This is a genomic window from Vallitalea guaymasensis (genome assembly GCF_018141425.1).
Classification (GTDB): domain Bacteria; phylum Bacillota; class Clostridia; order Lachnospirales; family Vallitaleaceae; genus Vallitalea; species Vallitalea guaymasensis.
On record NZ_CP058561.1, the window covers coordinates 1,337,110 to 1,356,789 of the forward strand.

The 19,680-nt window shown below is 29.9% G+C and carries 22 protein-coding genes; 2 read left to right on the top strand and 20 right to left on the bottom strand.

Going from position 1 to position 19,680, the window contains the following annotated elements; all coding sequences use genetic code 11:
* Positions 1-52: 52 nt before the first annotated feature.
* The 10 genes from HYG85_RS05965 to HYG85_RS06010 form a co-directional block, all read right to left on the bottom strand.
* Complete coding sequence (locus tag HYG85_RS05965) at positions 53-553, bottom strand: metallophosphoesterase family protein (protein WP_212692703.1); 501 nt, start codon at positions 551-553, stop codon at positions 53-55.
* A gap of 188 nt (positions 554-741) precedes the next feature.
* Positions 742-2,262 (bottom strand): glycerol kinase GlpK, encoded by a 1,521-nt coding sequence (gene glpK, locus HYG85_RS05970; RefSeq protein ID WP_212692704.1) that lies wholly within the window; start codon positions 2,260-2,262, stop codon positions 742-744.
* Positions 2,263-2,298: 36 nt separating this feature from the next.
* The gene (locus HYG85_RS05975; protein WP_113672117.1) at positions 2,299-3,159 is read right to left on the bottom strand and encodes a hypothetical protein; all 861 of its coding nucleotides are present in this window, start codon (positions 3,157-3,159) and stop codon (positions 2,299-2,301) included.
* 118 nt (positions 3,160-3,277) lie between these two features.
* Complete coding sequence (locus HYG85_RS05980; protein ID WP_113672118.1) at positions 3,278-3,856, bottom strand: glycerol-3-phosphate responsive antiterminator; 579 nt, start codon at positions 3,854-3,856, stop codon at positions 3,278-3,280.
* A gap of 452 nt (positions 3,857-4,308) precedes the next feature.
* Positions 4,309-4,563 (bottom strand): TM1266 family iron-only hydrogenase system putative regulator, encoded by a 255-nt coding sequence (locus tag HYG85_RS05985; protein WP_212692705.1) that lies wholly within the window; start codon positions 4,561-4,563, stop codon positions 4,309-4,311.
* 7 nt (positions 4,564-4,570) lie between these two features.
* Positions 4,571-4,795, bottom strand: a complete 225-nt coding sequence (locus HYG85_RS05990; RefSeq protein ID WP_212692706.1) for a hypothetical protein — start codon at positions 4,793-4,795, stop codon at positions 4,571-4,573.
* A complete protein-coding gene (hydG, locus tag HYG85_RS05995) occupies positions 4,788-6,278 on the bottom strand; it encodes a [FeFe] hydrogenase H-cluster radical SAM maturase HydG (protein ID WP_212692707.1) in 1,491 nt (496 codons plus the stop codon). Before hydG ends, HYG85_RS05990 begins: the two co-directional genes overlap by 8 nt.
* A gap of 363 nt (positions 6,279-6,641) precedes the next feature.
* The gene (locus HYG85_RS06000; protein ID WP_212692708.1) at positions 6,642-7,382 is read right to left on the bottom strand and encodes a phosphotransferase; all 741 of its coding nucleotides are present in this window, start codon (positions 7,380-7,382) and stop codon (positions 6,642-6,644) included.
* A gap of 84 nt (positions 7,383-7,466) precedes the next feature.
* Positions 7,467-8,039 carry a GNAT family N-acetyltransferase gene (locus HYG85_RS06005; RefSeq protein WP_212692709.1) on the bottom strand — a complete coding sequence of 191 codons (573 nt, stop codon included), beginning with the start codon at positions 8,037-8,039 and terminating at the stop codon, positions 7,467-7,469.
* A gap of 53 nt (positions 8,040-8,092) precedes the next feature.
* Positions 8,093-8,932, bottom strand: coding sequence for a PhzF family phenazine biosynthesis protein (locus HYG85_RS06010; protein ID WP_212692710.1), 840 nt, complete (start codon positions 8,930-8,932; stop codon positions 8,093-8,095).
* Between the two features lie 175 nt (positions 8,933-9,107).
* On the opposite strand from HYG85_RS06010, the gene HYG85_RS06015 reads away from it, so the two are divergent.
* On the top strand, positions 9,108-10,565 hold the full coding sequence (locus tag HYG85_RS06015) for a DDE-type integrase/transposase/recombinase (RefSeq protein ID WP_212690144.1): 1,458 nt from the start codon (positions 9,108-9,110) through the stop codon (positions 10,563-10,565).
* Positions 10,566-10,987: 422 nt separating this feature from the next.
* Positions 10,988-12,445, top strand: a complete 1,458-nt coding sequence (locus HYG85_RS06020) for a DDE-type integrase/transposase/recombinase (RefSeq protein ID WP_212690144.1) — start codon at positions 10,988-10,990, stop codon at positions 12,443-12,445.
* A 275-nt stretch (positions 12,446-12,720) separates the two neighbouring features.
* Here the strand turns inward: HYG85_RS06020 and HYG85_RS06025 are convergent, their stop codons facing one another.
* From HYG85_RS06025 to HYG85_RS06070, 10 genes are all read right to left on the bottom strand, one after another.
* Entirely contained in the window at positions 12,721-13,200 is a 480-nt protein-coding gene (locus HYG85_RS06025) for a hypothetical protein (RefSeq protein ID WP_212692711.1), read from the bottom strand.
* 408 nt (positions 13,201-13,608) lie between these two features.
* Positions 13,609-14,094, bottom strand: a complete 486-nt coding sequence (locus HYG85_RS06030; protein WP_212692712.1) for a hypothetical protein — start codon at positions 14,092-14,094, stop codon at positions 13,609-13,611.
* Positions 14,095-14,185: 91 nt separating this feature from the next.
* Positions 14,186-14,662, bottom strand: a complete 477-nt coding sequence (locus tag HYG85_RS06035; RefSeq protein WP_113672127.1) for an NUDIX hydrolase — start codon at positions 14,660-14,662, stop codon at positions 14,186-14,188.
* Between the two features lie 33 nt (positions 14,663-14,695).
* Entirely contained in the window at positions 14,696-14,962 is a 267-nt protein-coding gene (locus HYG85_RS06040; RefSeq protein ID WP_212692713.1) for a hypothetical protein, read from the bottom strand.
* A 133-nt stretch (positions 14,963-15,095) separates the two neighbouring features.
* Positions 15,096-15,803, bottom strand: coding sequence for a polysaccharide deacetylase family protein (locus tag HYG85_RS06045; RefSeq protein WP_212692714.1), 708 nt, complete (start codon positions 15,801-15,803; stop codon positions 15,096-15,098).
* Between the two features lie 27 nt (positions 15,804-15,830).
* Positions 15,831-16,436 (bottom strand): hypothetical protein, encoded by a 606-nt coding sequence (locus HYG85_RS06050; protein WP_212692715.1) that lies wholly within the window; start codon positions 16,434-16,436, stop codon positions 15,831-15,833.
* A gap of 151 nt (positions 16,437-16,587) precedes the next feature.
* The gene (locus HYG85_RS06055; protein ID WP_330619231.1) at positions 16,588-17,487 is read right to left on the bottom strand and encodes a GNAT family N-acetyltransferase; all 900 of its coding nucleotides are present in this window, start codon (positions 17,485-17,487) and stop codon (positions 16,588-16,590) included.
* 41 nt (positions 17,488-17,528) lie between these two features.
* Complete coding sequence (locus tag HYG85_RS06060; protein ID WP_212692716.1) at positions 17,529-18,242, bottom strand: GNAT family N-acetyltransferase; 714 nt, start codon at positions 18,240-18,242, stop codon at positions 17,529-17,531.
* Positions 18,243-18,338: 96 nt separating this feature from the next.
* On the bottom strand, positions 18,339-18,641 hold the full coding sequence (locus tag HYG85_RS06065) for a VOC family protein (RefSeq protein ID WP_212692717.1): 303 nt from the start codon (positions 18,639-18,641) through the stop codon (positions 18,339-18,341).
* Between the two features lie 40 nt (positions 18,642-18,681).
* Positions 18,682-19,638: a metallophosphoesterase family protein gene (locus HYG85_RS06070; RefSeq protein WP_212692718.1), complete on the bottom strand. Its 957-nt coding sequence runs from the start codon at positions 19,636-19,638 to the stop codon at positions 18,682-18,684.
* Positions 19,639-19,680 lie beyond the last annotated feature (42 nt).

Genomic DNA, 19,680 nt, shown 5'->3' on the forward strand with positions numbered 1-19,680 from the left:
ATATGTTACCATATTCTATTATATTAAGCAATTAAGAATCACTTAACTATTATTACTCATCACTTTTATACATTGCTTTTATCTTATCAAATGCTACAGGTGTATAATTGTGGTGTTCTACACTAACATTAAAATATTGATTACCTTCCATCTTATTGCTATGAATATGTCCATGAATATTAACATAAGGTGTCATATTTATGTTCATATACATAGGTTCATGTGTCAATAAATAAAAGCTATCTAATATTATTCCTCCATCGATAACATCTTCAAATCCAATATCATGCCACCAAATATTACTGTTACATCTATCATGATTACCTTTAATCAACACCTTATATCCATTAAGCTGGTCAAATATATTTTTTACTTCCGATTTATTACTAGATGCAAAATCACCTAAATGATATATAGTATCTTCTTTAGATACGGTATTATTCCAATTATAGATCAATTGTTTATTCATTTCTTCTACTGAATTAAATGGTCTGTTTTCATAATCTATTATTCTTTTTTGATTAAAATGTGTATCGCTAATTAAATAAATCATTCTTTCAACTCCTTTATCATAAATTATAAATTATATTACTAAGAAATAATAGTGAATTTTAATATTTCCTTAATTCATAATAAATCCATTTACTTTATAATACAAAAAATAAGCTAATCATTATGTATCAGCTTATTTTTTGTATCATTGACTCTATTTTAATTAAACAACACTTTACTCTCTATATATCAGCTTCCTAATTTCTCTCCTTCTGGATCTTCCCATAGGTATGATCTTTTAACTGCTTTTTTCCATCCTGCATATTTCTTTTCTTTATAATCATTTTCCATTACAGGTTCAAAATGCTTATCTATAGCCCACATATCAGCAATCTCTTCTTTACTATTCCAGAATCCAACTGCTAAACCAGCTAAGAATGCTGCACCAAGAGCTGTAGTTTCAGTAACCACTGGTCTATCTACTGCAACTCCTAATACATCTGATTGGAACTGCATCAAGAAATTATTGGCTACTGCTCCACCATCAACTTTTAGAGCTTGAAGTTCTATACCTGAATCCTCTTGCATTACTTCAAGCACATCCCTTGATTGATAGGCGATTGATTCTAATGTAGCTCTTATAATATGATTTTTATTGGCTCCTCGTGTAAGACCTACAATAGTTCCTCTAGCATACATATCCCAATATGGAGCACCAAGTCCAACAAAAGCAGGAACTACATACACTCCATTAGTATCTTCTACTTGAGTAGCAAAATACTCAGTGTCCTTGGCATTCTCTACTAATTTCAATTCATCTCTAAGCCATTGTACCGAAGCTCCAGCAACAAATATACTTCCTTCAAGAGCATATTCTACTTTACCATCTACTCCCCATGCTATAGTTGTCAATAAACCACTATCTGAACTAACCATTTCCTGTCCTGTATTCATTAACATGAAGCATCCTGTACCATATGTATTCTTCGCCATACCTGGTAGAAAACAAGCTTGACCGAATAGTGCTGCCTGTTGATCTCCTGCTATACCAGCAATAGGTATCTCGGCTCCACCAAAAGTCTTAGGATCTGTGTGACCATAAACTTCACTAGACTGCCTTACTTCTGGCAACATTGAAGCTGGTATACCTAACTCGTCAAGTATTGTTTCATCCCATCTTAATTCTTTAATGTTATATAACATTGTCCTTGATGCATTAGAATAATCAGTTACATGTACTTTACCTCTAGTAAGGTTCCATATTAACCATGTATCAATATTACCGAATAACAGTTCTCCATTTTCAGCTTTTTCTCTAGCACCTTCAACATTATCAAGAATCCACTTAACTTTTGTTCCTGAGAAATAAGCATCTAATATTAGACCAGTACTTTCTTTTATGTAGTCTTCTAATCCTTTTGCTTTCAATCCATCACATATATCTGCAGTTCTTCTACATTGCCAAACTATAGCATTGTATATTGGTTTTCCAGTATTTTTATCCCATACAACAGTTGTTTCTCTTTGATTAGTTATACCTATTGCCGCTACCTCATCTGGTCTTATTCCCGACAACTCTAAAACTTCTCTAGCTACTCCACTTTGAGTTGCCCAAATTTCCATAGCATCATGTTCAACCCAGCCTGGTTTTGGATATACCTGAGTAAATTCTTTTTGACTTGTATTCACTATCTTACCTTCATGATTGAATATTATTGCTCTAGAACTAGTTGTTCCTTGATCTAATGCCATGATATATTTTTTATCCATATTCTTTCCTCCCATTTTTTAAATAAAGTTAATTAGTTAAAATATCCCCATAATGATAAAAGCACAAATAAATATTGATGCAGCTGGTGGATCAATATGTGAGTCAGCATTGGTGTTAAAGTTCAATGCTACAATTTCAAAAATTATTGCCGCCAGTACTGCAAAAAGTGCTCCTATATAAATACTACCAGACATAAATCCTGCCAATCCTGCGATTGAAGTAACATGATGTGTTGTTGGAACAGAAAATCCCATTTGTACAAATATTAAAGAAGCTGCACTTACACAGAAACCTATTGGTGCTATTTCAGTAATAATAGCAATGTAAGAAACCACTAAACCCAATCCTAATGCCATGATGATATCATATGCTATTGTTTTAGATGTTGGCAATATACTTCTCTTTGTCTCTGAAGTTGCTGCCATTTCTGCTTTAACTGGATTTCTAACACCTAACAACCCTGTTTTACCAAATACTAATCTAGCAATTATTCCCGATGTAACTACAGTCATTGCAACAGTATCAGTTGGAAGGGTCCATACTGTAGCGTATAGATAATTCAATAACTGTCCTAATATACCAAATATACCTCCAACAATTAATACACTTATATCTTGAAATTTATTTAATGGAACTGTGGTATTCATTCCACTGTCCAATAATTTCTTTTTATTAGCTGCAAAAGCTGCTGCTGCAACACCACCAGCAAAAGCAATATGTGGTCCCAAGAAAGCCCCAAAAGTAATATCATTCAAAATTGTTGGAGGACCTCCAGCACATACTACCCCAATTCCAATAAGTCCTACAAAACCTGTAAAGATAAATGCTGGTAATGCTCCAATCAGTGCACCTAAAACTCCCCCACCAAACGCAATTAAAATTAATTCTAGACTCAAAAAACTCTCTCCTTTCAATAAATGTTTTTAATTACCTTTCCTTTGTTACCTAAAACTCAACCCATCTTCTGCCCTCCTGCCTGGTTTTGTTTTTCTATGCAAATGTCCGCCTTAAAACTTACATATACCAAATTTCTTCTGTACTTGCAGAAATCCCTTCGGCACCAGCTTTAAGACATTCAATTACATCTTCTTTATTTCTAATTAGACCTCCAGCTATCAATGGTATCTTAGTTCGGTCGTATATCTCGTTAATTATCTTAGGTATGGCACCAGGTAGAATTTCTATGGTATCTGGCTTTGTTAAGTTTACAGAGTTGATTCCAGTTTCCAATGATTTGGAATCAAAAATGAAAAGTCTTTGAATTGCCCACAAATTCAAATTTTTAGCTTTTTTAATAAGATTACTTTTTGTTGTAATAATTCCATCAGGCTTAATCTGTTTACTAATGTATTCAAGTGCGATTGAATCCTTAGCAAACCCTTGCAGTAAGTCAAAATGAATATAAATATCCATATCGTTGTCCTTTACTTTCTGTACTATTTCTTTCAAGTTAAAAATACTTCCTGTAAGTAAAAAAATAACTTTGCAAGGTGACTTAATAGCCAAATCAAGTTTATCCAACTGGTTAACTGCTGCAATAATAGGATTCATTTCTGTTTGACTATGGAAACTATTAACTTGTTTATTGTTCATTACAACATCTCCTATGTACTTAAAGTACTTAATCATAATATTTTGGGCATAAAAAAACCACACTAAGCTAACCTATTGATAGGTTTACTTGTGTGGTTCTCCATTATCTCCAACCTAGTATTATGTTTTCTATGTTTTATTTTACATCAGTATAGGCTTTATGTCAATATTTTTGCTGAATATTATATTATTTTTATAAATAAGCAATAATTATATTTAGTTAACTATTGTATTTATCTACAAATATTTTATATAAGTTTTTATTATTTTATATTCTATTAATAAAAGTATATATAATCTAAAATGTTATTTTTAATGCAATGCAATTACAAGAAATAACAATATTTATTTTAGCCTTTCCTTGTTTTGAATTATAAAAAAGAAGTTATTTTTAGAAATAACTTCTTTTTTATAATGTAATATCTTATAACTATAATTAAATTGATAATGAACTAATAAATTTCTTTTTTAGAAATTGAAGTTTTAACCTGAGTATTTGGTAATTTACCCAGTTTACCATTCAAACTGTTAATATCATTAATTTCTCCAACTACTGTAATACTTATTACTGAAATTCCTTCTTCAATAAGAGGCAATCCCATTCTTCCTTTTACCATATCTTTATAAGAAGAGACTATAGCATTAAAGGTGTTTTGTGTATCTTCTGGTCTTTCTAATATAGCACTTATTACAGCAACTCTTTTCAATGACATCTTATCCTTTCTTGATATGCATCTTGATTTTTTCTACATCTTGTTCTTCACAATTAACTATTATACCATATTTTTCATCTATATTAATTCTATATCTTCCGTTTACATAATTTTTAGTTCCTGTAATGTATGACCATCTTCTTTTGAATACTTCACAAACAGCTAATTCAACATGGAATTTATTATGAATATCCTCTACAATATTCTCTAGTTCCTCTCTACACATATAGATCTCTTTCTCCTTCGGATATTCTTTTATAATAATCATTTATTACACTCAATAATTTATTATTTTTATAGAATTCCATGTTATTGATTTCTTCAAATTCCTTCTTAATAAGTTCTTCCCCAATTTTTTTAGTTTCTTCTGTAGCATAATCATCCAAGTATTCTCTAAATGTAAGTACAGCATTTAGTTTACAGAACTTACCTTCTGTTCCTGTTTCCAACAGATTCATTATCTTATCTCCTGTTCTACCACATCTATATCCAGCAGTACAGAAAGAAGTAATCTTACCCATCTCAGCTAGTTTATTAACTACTTGATCTAGTGTACGGTTGTCACCAATAGTAAATTGCTGTTTGTCTTCTTTTTCATTGTGAGCAGCTTTATCGTACGCACCTATACCTATTTTGGTTGAGGCATCTAATTGTGTACATCCAACTTTTACAACTTCATCTCTTACCTCTGGGTTTTCACGTGCTGTGATTATTAATCCAGTATAAGGAACTGCAAGTCTTAGAACTGTAACTAGTTTTTTAAAATCTTTATTATTAACTAGATATTTGGAAGCTATACTAAGTTCTGAACCTGAAGCTGGTGTAAGTCTTGGGAATGAAATTGTATGAGGTCCTATACCAAATTGTTTTTCAAGATCGTCAGCATGATATAATAATCCCATAACTTCAAAACGCCAATCATAAAGTCCAAAAAGAGCTCCTATAGCTACATCATCAATACCTGCATCCATTGCTCTATGAAGAGAGTATAATCTCCATCTATAGTTGGCTTTTAATCCTTTTGGATGAGCTGATTTATATGTATCCTTATGATATGTCTCTTGGAATACTTGGTACGTACCTATACCTACTTCCTTTAACATCTTCAAATCTTCTATGCTCATAGGTGCTGCATTAACATTTATTCTTCTTATATATGAATTTTTTCCACTTCTTGATTTCTTTTTAACATCATATACTGTTTTCATACTTTCAGCTATATATTTAGCATCTGTCTTTGGATGTTCACCATAAACAACGATGACTCTTTTGTGTCCTTGGCTGAGAATATAATCGGTTTCTCTTCTTATCTCTTCAGCAGTTAATACTTTTCTTTCTTCTCCTGCATTCTCTTTTCTGAATCCACAGTATCTACAACTATTTACACATAGATTACCACAATAAAGTGGCGCAAAAAATACAATCCTGTTATCATATACTCTTCTCTTGACTTCTGCTGCAACTTCATACATTTCTTCCCACATATCTTCATCAGTAACGTTAAGTAATGTAGCAGTTTCATCAAAGCTCAATCTCTCAACTGCTAAAGATTTATCAAGTATAGCTCTGACTTTTTCCTTGCTGCAGTCTTTGTTCATATTCAGTTTGTTATGTATTTCATTTTCATTAATAAAATCTTTACCATTAATTAAGTACTTGTCTATCTGATCTTGTTTTATAACTTGGTCTATCCAACTTCTTGTATCCATTTGTATAACCTCCTATAATTTAAAAGATCTACAGAACAAAGAGTGACTATTACCACATAAAAGATTCATAAATAACAAAAAAACTTCCACAAAGGAAGTCATGCAAATAAAAAACAGCTCAAAAGAACTGTTAAATAACAATTCTGCACAAATTCCTATCAAATAAGATATCTCTTTTCTGTAAGGTCTTTGATTTTACCTTCAGTTCAACTAAGACATTTCTCAGAAAAACTGAACTTTATTCTAAATCAATGATATCACTTTGTTTATTTTTTGTCAATACACATGATATAAACGTTAATAATTGCTATTTATTCATTTGATAATATTAATACTATCTATATCATCTTTATTTTAAAATTACTATAAATCCTGAATAACTGATATTATTTTTCCTTTTTCTTGATCATGAATATTTTCACTCAGTCTTGCCGCTAATATTATAGGTATCCAATCTAAAACATCTTTTTTCTCCTTTTTGGTTCTATTACAATATGTTTCTAAATATAATTCTGCGATTTTTTGTGAATGGAACAGATACAGCATGTAGGTACGACATACATCAGCATTATCACAACCATTTGTTGCATCAATCCAATCGATAATGTAATATTTGTCTTGCTGTTTTATTATATTGTAACCATAAAAATCTCCGTGACAAAGACATTTTCCGTCTGGAAGCTTGTCTAATATATTTAATAATTTATTCTTGCTTGTTTTATTAAGCATCTTATTACTTGATATTTTTTCTCTAAGTCTATTATTTAGATTGTAAGGAAGCTGGATATCCTTAGAATGTATCTCTATTTGCATATCTAACATTATATCAACATATTTATTTGCATTATAAATATTTGATAAGTAACAATCGTGTAGCGTAACGCCTTCAATAAAATCCATTTTCATTGCAATATTATCATTAATTTCTAAGACTTCATGCACCTTTGCAATAGGCAAACCTACATCCTCTATTAATGAATTAATCATTGCTTCATAAAATGCATAGGCTTTATTGTAGTCTTTCTTAAATACCTTTATAGCATGAGTTTCGCTAAGATAGACAGTTGCTTGAGTTCCAGTTCCAATTTTAATTTCTTTATTCATCTCTTGTTAATCCAATTAACCTCTTTTAAAAGTAATTGAGTTTCCTTCCTCTCAATTTTTTCTTATGTAGATTTAAGCTACTTTTTAATAGTTATAAAAATCTTCTCTTAATAACGAATATAATTTTAAATCAATGATACCTTTCTCTTTCCACATTTGCCCCTGCCTTATAGTACCTTCGTATTCAAAATGATTTCTTATCAGAACTTCCTCTGATTTTTTGTTTTCTGTCATTACAAATGCTTGTATTCTATTTACTTCAATTTCATCAATTAAATATTTAGTTAATCTTCTCGTAGCCTCTGTTGCAATTCCTTTTCCCCAATAATTTGGATTGAGTCTATATCCAATTGTAACCATGCTTATTTTTTTATCAATATCAAATATTTCAGCAATTCCCACTAACTTAGGTAGTTGTTTTTTGATGTATATACCTAAAAATATCATTTTCTTTTTATTGAAGTCTCTTTCATAATGTCCAATCATATTTTTTACAGTATTAATATTCTTTTTAGCTTTACCTGGTATGTATTTATAGATTATTTCGTCACTATGTATCTCAAAAAAATCATTTATGTCATCCTCTTCAATTTTTTTAAGGATAAGTTCTGTAGATTCTATAATAGGATAGCTTTCATATAATAATTCAAATTTCATTATAAACTCCTTTCCGTTAAACAATAATTTAAATTGTTTTATCCTCTCTTTAATTAATCCTCTATTCTTACAGCATTACCACCAACATAGACTTTATAAATATTTTGATTATTATATCCTAATTCTACTTTTATAACAGAGGGTTTATTCATACTGTATCCTTGTTTAAACAAGTATCTTTTATTAGTATCATTACTGTATCTACTTAAATAGCAGGCTAAAGCTCCATTTGAAGTTCCAGTTGCAGCTTCTTCATTTATTCCATCTCTAGGTGCAAAATTTCTACAAACTGCATTGGCATTCGTTATTCCTTCTTGGGTAAAAACATGTATTCCAGATACGTCATACTTATTACTCAAAACAATAATCTCATCAAACTTAGGCTGTAATTTATTAAGAATTCCTAAGTTCTTTACTGGTAATATAATATCTCTCATACCTGTAGAAACAATCTGAATTGGTTGATTATCTATATTTGTTAAGGCTGATTCAAAGCATTTATTGATTTCTTCTAAGCTTATTATATCAAAAAAAACTGGTTTATTCTGTTCCATAAATACATCGTTATCATTAACAATTATCTTAAGAACTCCTGCTTTTGTTTCTTGAGTATATTCTCCGCAAGATAAAATATGCAAATCCCTTAGTAAATTAAATGTTGCAATCGTTGCATGACCACATAGATCTACTTCTTTTACCGGTGTAAAAAATCTTACTTTGTAATCAGCTACTTTTGATTGTGAAACAAACGCAGTTTCTGAGTATCCTATCTTAGAAGATATTTCTAACATTGATTTTTCATCTAAACTATCTGCATTAAGAACTACACCTGCAGGGTTCCCACCTTCTACTGTTTGTGAAAATGAACTTAATCGGTATGTTGTTATTTTCATATATTTACCTCTCCATTCTTATAGGTAGTGTAAAGTTTAACACTACACTATTTGTTTAAATTCTTTATTTATCAAGGGTTTCACAGTTTTTTGCAATAAAATAACAATGACCCCCTATTTTCAGTTATAATTGAAGTTCCAACACACCAAAAATTCCTGAAAGGATGTCATTGCTATGCCTTCAATTATAACTTATTTACTTAATATAATTCAATACCAAAATCAACAAATTTCTTGGTTACTTCTTTTCATCTCTAAATTTATTCCTCTTAAGCAATGGGCTTTTGATGATGCTCATTCACCTAAGTATCAGAAATTCAAGACCGATAAACTACCTATTATTAAACGCTTTGTTAAACAAGATTGGCAATTTTTGACTGAATACTATCTTCTTCGTTATGGTAAACCTTTAAAACCTGTTAGGACTCAAAAAGGTAAAATCCGTAATGTTCCTAACGATACCATTTGCCCTTTATGTGGTGCTCCACAGCAATATATTTACGATAATAATGGTGGTAAAGGCCAATTTAAGTGTAAAGTTTGCCAAAAAACTTTTGTTACGGGTGAACAAGTTTCTTCTCCTCTTGTTCTTAAATGCCCTTATTGCAATCATTCTCTTGTTGCAAAAAAAGATAGGAAACATTTTAATGTACATAAGTGCATTAATAATAAGTGCTCTTATTATATATCCAATGTGAGTAAATTACCTAATGACGTAAAACATTCTGATCGCTATAAGTATAAACTACGCTATATCTACCGTGAATTCTCTGTAGATTTTTTTGCTATGGATTTGGATTCTCTTCCTAAAAATGCTTCTTCTTTTAAATTCCGTAGTAAAAGTGCTTATATCATGGGACTTTGTTTGTCTTATCATGTAAACCTTGGACTATCTTTAAGAAAAACTGCTCAGGCTTTAAAAGACATTCATTGTATTGATATCTCTCATACTATGGTTGCTAACTATGCTCATTCCGCTGCTACTCTTATTAAACCTTTTGTTGATAATTATAATTACAACCATTTCTCTACTATGATAGCTGATGAAACTTATATCAAAGTCCGTGGTATCAAAGGTTATGTTTGGTTCATTATGGATGCTGTTTCTCGTTCTATCCTTGGTTACAGGGTATCTGATAATCGTGGCGTAGGTCCTTGTATCCTTGCTATGCGTATGGCTTTTCGCAATCTTAAAAAGCTTCCTGATAAATTTCGTTTTATTGCTGATGGCTATAGCGCTTATCCTTTAGCTTCTCAACAATTCGCTCTCCGTGAGAAAGATCCTCTTAAGTTTGATATCACTCAGGTAATAGGTCTTTCCAATGATGACGAAGTTTCTAAAAAGTTTCGCCCATTCAAGCAGATTGTAGAACGCCTTAACCGAACTTTTAAAGCTTCTTATCGTATAACCAATGGTTACGATAATTATGATGGTGCTAATTATGCCTTGTCTTTATGGGTAGCTTATTACAATTTCCTACGTCCCCATAAAGTTACTTGCTATAAAAAGCCTTTGAATAGGGTTAATTTGCTCTCCAAAGCTGATAACATGCCTGGAAAATGGCAACTCCTTATATACCTTGGTCAAAAAACCATTCTTCATTTACAAGAGCAACAATCTATCTGTTCTTAGATTTTGAACCAGAGGCACTGATACAGCCATCCCGCAGGGACATGCCCTTGATAGCATCATTAAACAATGCTACAATGCCATGATTACGACGGGATAGGTCTATCTGTTCTTGAGTTTTTCACCGTCGGCACCATTTTTAAGCATTGTTTAATGGTGCTGTCAAGGGTGGCGTAAGTTACCAAGAGCTATTTCTGTTACCTTTTTTTCTTTTAAGGCTTAATTATTTTTTGTTTTTGTTTTTCATAGGCTACTTTACACTACCTTCTTATAGGTAGTGTAAAGTTTAACACTACACTATTTGTTTAAATTCTTTATTTATCAAGGGTTTCACAGTTTTTTGCAATAAAATAACAATGACCCCCTATTTTCAGTTATAATTGAAGTTCCAACACACCAAAAATTCCTGAAAGGATGTCATTGCTATGCCTTCAATTATAACTTATTTACTTAATATAATTCAATACCAAAATCAACAAATTTCTTGGTTACTTCTTTTCATCTCTAAATTTATTCCTCTTAAGCAATGGGCTTTTGATGATGCTCATTCACCTAAGTATCAGAAATTCAAGACCGATAAACTACCTATTATTAAACGCTTTGTTAAACAAGATTGGCAATTTTTGACTGAATACTATCTTCTTCGTTATGGTAAACCTTTAAAACCTGTTAGGACTCAAAAAGGTAAAATCCGTAATGTTCCTAACGATACCATTTGCCCTTTATGTGGTGCTCCACAGCAATATATTTACGATAATAATGGTGGTAAAGGCCAATTTAAGTGTAAAGTTTGCCAAAAAACTTTTGTTACGGGTGAACAAGTTTCTTCTCCTCTTGTTCTTAAATGCCCTTATTGCAATCATTCTCTTGTTGCAAAAAAAGATAGGAAACATTTTAATGTACATAAGTGCATTAATAATAAGTGCTCTTATTATATATCCAATGTGAGTAAATTACCTAATGACGTAAAACATTCTGATCGCTATAAGTATAAACTACGCTATATCTACCGTGAATTCTCTGTAGATTTTTTTGCTATGGATTTGGATTCTCTTCCTAAAAATGCTTCTTCTTTTAAATTCCGTAGTAAAAGTGCTTATATCATGGGACTTTGTTTGTCTTATCATGTAAACCTTGGACTATCTTTAAGAAAAACTGCTCAGGCTTTAAAAGACATTCATTGTATTGATATCTCTCATACTATGGTTGCTAACTATGCTCATTCCGCTGCTACTCTTATTAAACCTTTTGTTGATAATTATAATTACAACCATTTCTCTACTATGATAGCTGATGAAACTTATATCAAAGTCCGTGGTATCAAAGGTTATGTTTGGTTCATTATGGATGCTGTTTCTCGTTCTATCCTTGGTTACAGGGTATCTGATAATCGTGGCGTAGGTCCTTGTATCCTTGCTATGCGTATGGCTTTTCGCAATCTTAAAAAGCTTCCTGATAAATTTCGTTTTATTGCTGATGGCTATAGCGCTTATCCTTTAGCTTCTCAACAATTCGCTCTCCGTGAGAAAGATCCTCTTAAGTTTGATATCACTCAGGTAATAGGTCTTTCCAATGATGACGAAGTTTCTAAAAAGTTTCGCCCATTCAAGCAGATTGTAGAACGCCTTAACCGAACTTTTAAAGCTTCTTATCGTATAACCAATGGTTACGATAATTATGATGGTGCTAATTATGCCTTGTCTTTATGGGTAGCTTATTACAATTTCCTACGTCCCCATAAAGTTACTTGCTATAAAAAGCCTTTGAATAGGGTTAATTTGCTCTCCAAAGCTGATAACATGCCTGGAAAATGGCAACTCCTTATATACCTTGGTCAAAAAACCATTCTTCATTTACAAGAGCAACAATCTATCTGTTCTTAGATTTTGAACCAGAGGCACTGATACAGCCATCCCGCAGGGACATGCCCTTGATAGCATCATTAAACAATGCTACAATGCCATGATTACGACGGGATAGGTCTATCTGTTCTTGAGTTTTTCACCGTCGGCACCATTTTTAAGCATTGTTTAATGGTGCTGTCAAGGGTGGCGTAAGTTACCAAGAGCTATTTCTGTTACCTTTTTTTCTTTTAAGGCTTAATTATTTTTTGTTTTTGTTTTTCATAGGCTACTTTACACTACCTTCTTATAGTTTTTCACAGTTTATTATTTTCATTAATAAGACCTATATCTCCACTTTTTTGGAATTTATTCTCAATTTTAATTTCTGAAAAATACCCTTGTATAAATATTTGTATGTTATCCATATTAATTTTATCTTGTTTTAATAATGGTGTCGGAACATGTACTGTGAATGTCTTTTTTTCTCCTGGTTCCAAATCAATAGGGTTGTCTACTGTTTTTCCTTGAAACATTATTGGACCAATCATCCCGTCTTTTTTAGCTTCCTTTGTTATTGTATAACCTAACATAATTTCAACATATTTTATTAATTCTTTACTATCATTAATTACATCTAACGTATAATATATACCACTTTCAAGTTCTGATGTACTAACTATCTCTATATTAATATTATTAATATCCCTATAAACATCTCTATTCTTAGTGCTTTTACAACCACAAATACAAATAGACACAAATATTATCATAATAATATTACAAATATTTTTCATATTGGTTATCTCCTCTAAATTTATGTTACTTTTTTGTTTTACAATATCTATAGATACCTTACCCCCCCAACCAAAAGTATAAAATTCCATTTATTTCATTATTTAATTCAACTTCATACCAGTATGGTGTATCTCCAATTAATTCAATATGTTTTATCTTTATAATACTATCTTTAGCAATTAATGTCTCTTCATCCATATGATATGATGGTATGAAGTCTTTTGGAATAGTTTTCATTTCCTTGAAATAAGCATGAAAATCATGACTTACATTATACTTTTATTAAGATAGTTAGTATACTCCATAATTTTATAAACTATCTCTATACCTTTTACATAACCTAGCAAACCTTGAAGGTTTATTAATAGAATAGAGATTGATAGTAATTTTATTCTTTTCTCTAATAATTACTCAATAATACTTAAATCTAGTCCAAGATTACATTCTTCTTCTATTTCATACCCATCCTTTGTCTTAATATGAATGCTAACTTCAAATTCATCAAGTACATCCCTTAATTCATCTACTGATATTTCTGACATATTCAGTAAAAATTTATATTCATAAACAAAGAAATCCTCACTTTTATTATCTTGTGATAAACTTTTCAATAATGCCCATATATTAGGTTTGTATTCAACTAGAGCATGTTTTATAAGCTCTTCTTCTGGTATAGTTATTTCTCTAACTTCTACATCGTCTAATTTTTTTCCTTCTACCTTTAATTCATAGTATTTAAAATCTTCAATTGTATACTTATTCATATCATTTATATACTTGAATTCATCTTCTGATAAATCCCTCAGAGAATTTTCTATTGTTACATAAGGTTTGTTTAGTGAGCAACCATTCAGTACTAGTACAATTATAAGAATTAGATAAATTTTTTTCATTATTATCCTCCGTTAACCCCTGTAAAATCTATGTTATACTAATAATATATTAACTTACATTTACTTATTATTACTAGTCAATTTGCTTCTCTTATTGACCATCAATATGCATAATATGTTCTATATTGTTTGATAAGTTAACAACCTTCTCCTTAATAAAAGTAGGATATAATTCTATATTAATCAAATCATCTAATTCAAACCATCTAAATATTATTTTAGTGTCACCTTCCATTCTAAAGAACTCTTCTTCATCAAAAATATCACTACCTTCATTTATGAAGTTCATCAAGTAATAAAAGGATATCTCATGATAATTCTTATTATCAAATTCAAAGAAATCTTCTACTACCCATAATAATCTTTCTACCTTTATATCTTCATTTATTTCTTCTTGCATTTCTCTAATCAAAGTTTTTTCACTGAACTCATGAAATTCATTTCTTCCACCAGGCAAAGCCCAAAAATCATCTTTTTCTAATCTATGTAATAATAATTTATTGTTATTTATAGCTACTCCTGCTATCCTAAAATTAAATCTATTGTTATCCCTGTCGAAACAAATCATATCTTAATCCTCCAATAATTACTTGCTTAAATATTATCTTTCCCCTATAAAGTATTGCTCTAAAATATCCACCTTGTTGTCTCTCTCAAAAATAATCTCCCGTAATTCAATGGTTTCTCCTAAATCATAAATCATAATTCCTTTTTCTCTCAAGTGAACTGGCGTTGATGCACCAACTGTATAACAATAAATGGATACTATCATTTCTTTATCTCCATCTTGATCAATATCCAGCCAATTACATCCTGTTATTGCTGTTATCAAATTATCTTTAATATTATCCCAAAATGATTCATCCATACTGAGATTATTTTCTTCAAAAGTTCTTCATTTAAGACTCCTCTTTTATTCCAATCATTTCTTCTAAACAGTATCATACTAGTTCCTTATACATACACCCTTCACTACGTAAAGCAATTAATTGTAATCTTAACTACTTTTTATCTAACAATTGTGATATAGTTGCAAAATCGTATCCTTTTTTCCTTAAACCATTTACTATGTCATCTAAAGATTTGATAACTTCTGTTCTACCGTCATACATTATATGTAATAATATAATAGAACCTTCTTTTGAATTCTCTATCACATATCTACTTATTTCCTCTGAACTAGCTGAAAAACCTAGAATAGTCTCTGGCTCTACATCACATAAAATTGTATTAATATCATTTTTGTGTAAATAATAAGGTAGAAATATTAGCTTCTTAAAATAAGGAGGTCTAAAATGTATTTCTCCCTTATATCCTGCTTGTCGTATTAACTTATTCGTTGATTCTATCTCATCTTTAATAAAAGATGGAGATTTAAGAATCATTCTACTATGTGAATAAGAATGATTACCTAATTCATGTCCTGCATTAACAAGTTTTTCCCCTTGTTCTAGATTTTCTTCTAATTCTTTACCTGTAACAAAGAAAGTTGCTTTTACATCTAGTTCATCTAAGATATCAATGATTTTATCTGTATTATGTGTAGGACCATCATCAAAAGTCAATGCTACCAATTTTTCTTCTGTGTTAACATTTCTAACTATACCACCCAAAAACTGGAATGTTCTAGATTTACTGACTTGTAGCATTACATATGAAACAATAATAAGTAATAATAATATTCCAATTATAATTTTTAGTCTCTTCATTATGTTATCCTCCCAGTTACCCCTATTTTAGTCTTCAAAATATATCTTCAATACTATTGCCCAATCCATTTCTTTTGCTGTCGCTTGGATACTGGATTTTGGGCTATATATATTATCATCCTCTGTCATTAACCCCCAAACATCTATTTCAGCTTCATCTGTTTCAATGATTTCTTCCGTTAAGTCATATGGTGAATAGCCATATTCTTTATCAAATCTTTTTATATATCTTCTATTACTACTATATCCTGATTCATTCCCTATAGCTGTTGTCATTATCATTTCTTCTGATATCTCTAAATCATTATTAATCAATTCTTTTAGAGATATACTAACTTCACCCTCAAATTCTCCATCTATGCTTTTTGAAAACAAACCACTTGTTTCCGTTATTTCTCCATTTTCCCATATTTCATATTTACAGCTAATGAATTTTTTATCACCTTTATATTTTACTTTGACACAACCAGAAATCAATCCCATATGAGGTTTCAATTTCTTGGACTCACCTTCAAATAGATCACTGCGAGTTACCTTAACAGTACCTTTTTCTATTCCAGCTATTTTTGAACATCCTATTATTACTAATGTTAATATTAATAATATACTACTTACTTTTAACTTATTAATCATTATATTCCTCCATTTTATATACTTAATATCTTTAAATTCTATCTCCCAATGCTTAAAAATGAAAAGTACCAAGTAGTCAACAAAGTATGATCATTATTTCTTATATTGTATAATAATTATATCCCCATGTCTCTTATCTAGTTTTGTAAACTTATGCATGAGATAAAAGTGGAAACATTAATTGTCTATCTCTAAAAATATCTATATTATCCCTCATAACAAAAAGCGTAGTATCTTCTTCTTTTAATAAATCAACATCATATATTATTGTATCTTTTGGGGTAAATCCAAATACTATTTTATTAATATCTTTATTGATCATTGCCTTTATTATATTGTTCAAAGGTATCTCTCTTATAGAAAACACATCATTAAGGTAAATTGTATCACCATCAAATTCTGCTACAACTATAGTATCTAGTTCTTCAATATAGTAAATATTATCTTTCATAAATGATGTACAATAAAACATAATCAATGATTCATTATTAACCATATTAAGTTTGGAGACAGGCATAGAATTTTTTATTGTATCAACTAAAAAGTCTCTATCCTTTTTATCTGACATATTTAGTTTTTCAGCATGAGTTTTTTTGTTTTGTGGTAATATTTTTTTTGAATGCTGATACTCATCTATAGAAACAAAACCAAACTTAGGATAAAAATCAACAACACTATCGTTAGCAAAAAGATAAATCAAATCACATTGTTCTTTCCATTCATCTAGTATTTTTTCTATAATAAACCTATTCAAGCCTTTATTTCTATATTCTTCATCTGTCATAACAGTACCTATTTGTATATATCTCTTTTTCTTACCCATTAATAAAAAATCAATTATGTTAACAGAAGCATTGGCAATAACTCTTTCATCATCTAATAAGGCATAAGGTATATACCTATCATTCCAGTATCCATTTTGATACCACTTCTCAAAATCAAATCCATATATTTTTCTGGTTAACTTATTAAAGCTATTTCTTATCTTATTATCATCTTTAAAATCAACAACATATCCATATCTTTTGCCATTTATTTTTACATACTTCACAATAGAACTCCTTTATATATGTATTTTTATTGTTGCACTAATTATCTTAATTTAAACCAATGAACTCTTCTATCTTTTTCAAAACCCACTTTCAAAGCTAAACTTGTAGATTTTATATTATCTTCTTCTATATGTAGAAAAGGTATTTTACCTTGTTGTCTCACTTCTTTAACCATAGCCGTCATTAATTCATACCCATATCCTTTCTTTCTATAAGCTGGGAGTATATTTAACATTCCTATTGCACCATCATCATGAATCATGATCCATCCAACTAACCTATCATCTTCAATTATCCCCAAAGAAATATCTTTTTGTAGTCTTTCAGTTATATATTCTTTAGAAGTATACTTTTTGTAGTCATAATTATCATAAATGTACTCTGCATCTTTAATAGAGAGTTCTTCAATTTTACTTTTGTTTGTAGGTAAGTGGATATTCTGCGGAAATATATATTTCATGCACGACAATTTCCATTCCAAATCTTTACCTTGAGTTACAATAGGTAACATCCAATCTTCAATAACAGCAAAATACTTATCTTCATCATTAAGTTCATTTACTAATTCGCTCAACTCAATATTAGACGAACTACTGATATATACCCAATATTCATCACTTTTACCTCTTATTAATACAGATTCTCCTACTTTTTTGATACAGTTAATAGGATACGTGTTCACAAAATTAATCATGTTAATATTTTTACTCTTATCTTTACTTAAAATCTTCACCAATTCATTCTTATTATGCATACTTATCATCCTCTAGCCTTTTTATTGATTCTATATAATAAGACTTCTTCTTCATAGTTAAAATTAGTTCAATTATTTATTTGATGTCTTATCCATTTAATTATTATATCTTTTTTTAACACCATTATCTTCAAATTCCTTTTGTAATGCTTCCTGCCTATCAGTAATAAAGTAAGCATCATTTCCATAACCATAGAGAGTTCTATTTGGTATGACTTTTTGACCATTTGATCTTGTTAAAATAATCTCTGTGTAATCATTATATAAACAAATATGTGGTTCTTTGGTATTTAAGTATGCCACAGACCTAAATCCTAAATAATTTGTATAATAGTCTGCTGTTTTTTCTATATCCAATGTTGGAAATATACAATGTGATTGAAAAAGTCTTTTTTCCATCTTAAATCTCCTCTTCTGTAGTGCTTATACAATAAATTCTTTAGAGTAAATACTTATCTTTACTGTTATTACGCTCAAACCAGCTGTTTATAGCTTTATTCCATATTTCATTTTCTATTGGCCAACTATGACTACCATGATTTTTTGCCACTTCTATAACATATCTAAAAAAGAATGTAATTTCATCTCGTCCATTTCTAAGTTCTTCTATAACTATATTACTCCAACCTTTTGCATACTCATATAGCATTGATTTTTTAAATTCTTCAATTAAATTTTGGATATCGTATTTCACTCTATGTTCTTCAATAATTATTCTATTTGAACTTATATCTAAAATTGTATATGGTGCAGTTGTTTTCAAATCCAGTGGTAATCCACATGACCCAGCATTTATTAAAATTTTACCGTTAATATTAATATACCACTGTATATGAGTATGCCCAAAGACTATAATATCTGCGTCAATAGACTCTAACTTTTTCATTAATTTTTTATCTGTTAAAATAATATTTTTTACATATTTTAGATAATCTTCATGTTCAAAATTAAATTTGTCCATTCTTTCAGCATATTTGGAGCTTGTTAATAAATCTAACTTTGTTTCTTTAAATAGACTTGTTATACTATGAAGTATTAATATCTTTTTTGTATTATCCTGACACACAATCTTCTTTTCAGGTAACTGTAATAAATAATCTAAATTATCCTTCCTTAATTCTTTATAATTCCAATATAATACTTTAAATTGATTATGAATCCATTCATCTTTATTATTTTCTTGTAAATTGGTTAAATAACCTTCCTTATTACCTGAGACAATATATTTTTTATTTAATACCTTTATTATATCTGTTACTTCATTTGGATATGGTAAATCACCAAAATAATCACCCACAAAAATATACTTATCAATATTGCTTTCTCTTATATCTTTCAAAACAGCTTGTAATGCATGTAGGTTACCATGTATATCTGAAATGATTGCATATCTCATAAATATCTCCTTTAATTGAACATCTATTTTTTAGAGTACAAT

Bases quoted from the DNA above. Each gene is read 5' to 3' on its own strand.
- HYG85_RS05965 (WP_212692703.1), bottom strand. From the start codon at position 553: ATGATTTATTTAATTAGCGATACACATTTTAATCAAAAAAGAATAATA.
- glpK (WP_212692704.1), bottom strand. From the start codon at position 2,262: ATGGATAAAAAATATATCATGGCATTAGATCAAGGAACAACTAGTTCT.
- HYG85_RS05980 (WP_113672118.1), bottom strand. From the start codon at position 3,856: ATGAACAATAAACAAGTTAATAGTTTCCATAGTCAAACAGAAATGAAT.
- HYG85_RS05990 (WP_212692706.1), bottom strand. From the start codon at position 4,795: ATGTGTAGAGAGGAACTAGAGAATATTGTAGAGGATATTCATAATAAA.
- hydG (WP_212692707.1), bottom strand. From the start codon at position 6,278: ATGGATACAAGAAGTTGGATAGACCAAGTTATAAAACAAGATCAGATA.
- HYG85_RS06000 (WP_212692708.1), bottom strand. From the start codon at position 7,382: ATGAATAAAGAAATTAAAATTGGAACTGGAACTCAAGCAACTGTCTAT.
- HYG85_RS06005 (WP_212692709.1), bottom strand. From the start codon at position 8,039: ATGAAATTTGAATTATTATATGAAAGCTATCCTATTATAGAATCTACA.
- HYG85_RS06010 (WP_212692710.1), bottom strand. From the start codon at position 8,932: ATGAAAATAACAACATACCGATTAAGTTCATTTTCACAAACAGTAGAA.
- HYG85_RS06015 (WP_212690144.1), top strand. From the start codon at position 9,108: ATGCCTTCAATTATAACTTATTTACTTAATATAATTCAATACCAAAAT.
- HYG85_RS06020 (WP_212690144.1), top strand. From the start codon at position 10,988: ATGCCTTCAATTATAACTTATTTACTTAATATAATTCAATACCAAAAT.
- HYG85_RS06025 (WP_212692711.1), bottom strand. From the start codon at position 13,200: ATGAAAAATATTTGTAATATTATTATGATAATATTTGTGTCTATTTGT.
- HYG85_RS06030 (WP_212692712.1), bottom strand. From the start codon at position 14,094: ATGAAAAAAATTTATCTAATTCTTATAATTGTACTAGTACTGAATGGT.
- HYG85_RS06035 (WP_113672127.1), bottom strand. From the start codon at position 14,662: ATGATTTGTTTCGACAGGGATAACAATAGATTTAATTTTAGGATAGCA.
- HYG85_RS06040 (WP_212692713.1), bottom strand. From the start codon at position 14,962: ATGGATGAATCATTTTGGGATAATATTAAAGATAATTTGATAACAGCA.
- HYG85_RS06045 (WP_212692714.1), bottom strand. From the start codon at position 15,803: ATGAAGAGACTAAAAATTATAATTGGAATATTATTATTACTTATTATT.
- HYG85_RS06050 (WP_212692715.1), bottom strand. From the start codon at position 16,436: ATGATTAATAAGTTAAAAGTAAGTAGTATATTATTAATATTAACATTA.
- HYG85_RS06060 (WP_212692716.1), bottom strand. From the start codon at position 18,242: ATGCATAATAAGAATGAATTGGTGAAGATTTTAAGTAAAGATAAGAGT.
- HYG85_RS06065 (WP_212692717.1), bottom strand. From the start codon at position 18,641: ATGGAAAAAAGACTTTTTCAATCACATTGTATATTTCCAACATTGGAT.
- HYG85_RS06070 (WP_212692718.1), bottom strand. From the start codon at position 19,638: ATGAGATATGCAATCATTTCAGATATACATGGTAACCTACATGCATTA.